General features: G+C 66.2%; 1 protein-coding gene and 1 pseudogene. Both read right to left on the reverse strand.

The window, feature by feature from the left end; translation table 11 throughout:
* Positions 1-181, reverse strand: a pseudogene (locus ACFVFS_RS40790) (cell division protein FtsK); the annotation flags it as partial.
* 526 nt (positions 182-707) lie between these two features.
* Positions 708-1109, reverse strand: a complete 402-nt coding sequence (locus tag ACFVFS_RS40795) for a hypothetical protein (protein WP_377852233.1) — start codon at positions 1107-1109, stop codon at positions 708-710.
* Positions 1110-1348: the final 239 nt, after the last annotated feature.

Here is a 1348-nt window from a genome sequence, read left to right on the forward strand (position 1 = left end):
CCTCTCCCCAGTCGCCGTATCGAGGGTCGGCGGTCTTGCCGTCGAACACGGCGAACTGGACGGATGCTCGGTTGGCGAGGGAGGCCATCCAGGCGAGCATGAGCATGGTCTTGCCGTAGCCGGGCATGCCCGCGACCTTGATCCCGGAGAGCTGTTTGAGCGGGATTCCGACCTGGCGCATCCAGGGGTTGTGGCCCATCGGCAGGACCCAGTCGTCTCGGGCCAGGCGTACGGCTGGTGTTCGTCGAGGGGGTTCCCGACGATGCCGGTGATCTCGACGAGTCCGGCAGCCAGCCGCTTGACCTCGATCGTCTGGCAGTCCCAGGCGTCGGCGAGCCAGCCAGCGGCCTTGTCCACCTCGTCGATGCCGACCTTGGGGATGGTCTGGAGTACGGCCCGGATGCCCCACGGTTCGGGGAAGACCTTGAGCCGGGGGACGACCGTGACGGGCTTCTTGACCTTGCCGTTCAGGTCCTTGACGCCCTTGGTGTTCTCGTCGACGCGAGCCAGGCCGAGGTTCGGAGCGAGGCGACGCCAGCGGCGGGCGATCTTCCAGGCGTGGCGCATCCGGCGACGCTGGAGCGGGGTTGCGCGGATGTACCGGTAGGTGGTGAGGAAGAGGGCGACCGCCCCCCAGGCCGCCAGCGCCACGAGGGCGAGGCCGACGACCAGGGGAGCGAGCCGGAGGGAGTCCGCGTTCGACACGGTCAGGCCTCCGCAGACTTGCGGCCGGTCGGCACCGCCGACAGGGAGCGGATCTCGTCCGCCTGGTACCAGGCCGTACCGCCCATGATCTTCTCGTTGCCGTTGCGGTCGGTCCGCTTCTCGGCCGGGGTGACGCCGACACGGAAGCCGACGAGTTCGACCGGCTGAGGCATGTTCTGGAGAGCCTTCGCCGGGTCGTCGTAGCTGACGACGCCGACCTTGAGGATCTCGTTCTCCGTCCGGCCGAACTGGGTGAAGCTGGCGACCACCTGAACCTCCCACTTGGGGAGTCCGTCCTTGGTCTTGTCCTGCGTCTGCGTGCCGAACTGCATCTTCGCGGCGCAGCTGAGGAACATGACCATGGAGAAGGTTCGGGCCTGGTCGACGTGGAAGATCGCGGGCATGGTGTGACTCCTTCTGACGGATCGTCATCTGCGGAACTGATGACTACGGGCTGTGCTGGGCTCTACGATGGACCCGCATCGCAGAATCTGTCAACCGAGTATCCGCATCGTTCCCCCCGAGAGGTCGCGTTATGACCCGCAGCAAGGCAGCAGTCTTCCGGTCTGATCTGCAACGACAGTTCCAATCGATCTCCGAGCTTTGCAGCTACCTCGGACATGCCGATGCGGCCATGGCGAGC

It is taken from the genome of Kitasatospora sp. NPDC057692, from assembly GCF_042799475.1.
Taxonomy (GTDB): Bacteria; Actinomycetota; Actinomycetes; order Streptomycetales; family Streptomycetaceae; genus Kitasatospora.

Bases quoted from the DNA above. Each gene is read 5' to 3' on its own strand.
- ACFVFS_RS40795 (WP_377852233.1), bottom strand. From the start codon at position 1,109: ATGCCCGCGATCTTCCACGTCGACCAGGCCCGAACCTTCTCCATGGTC.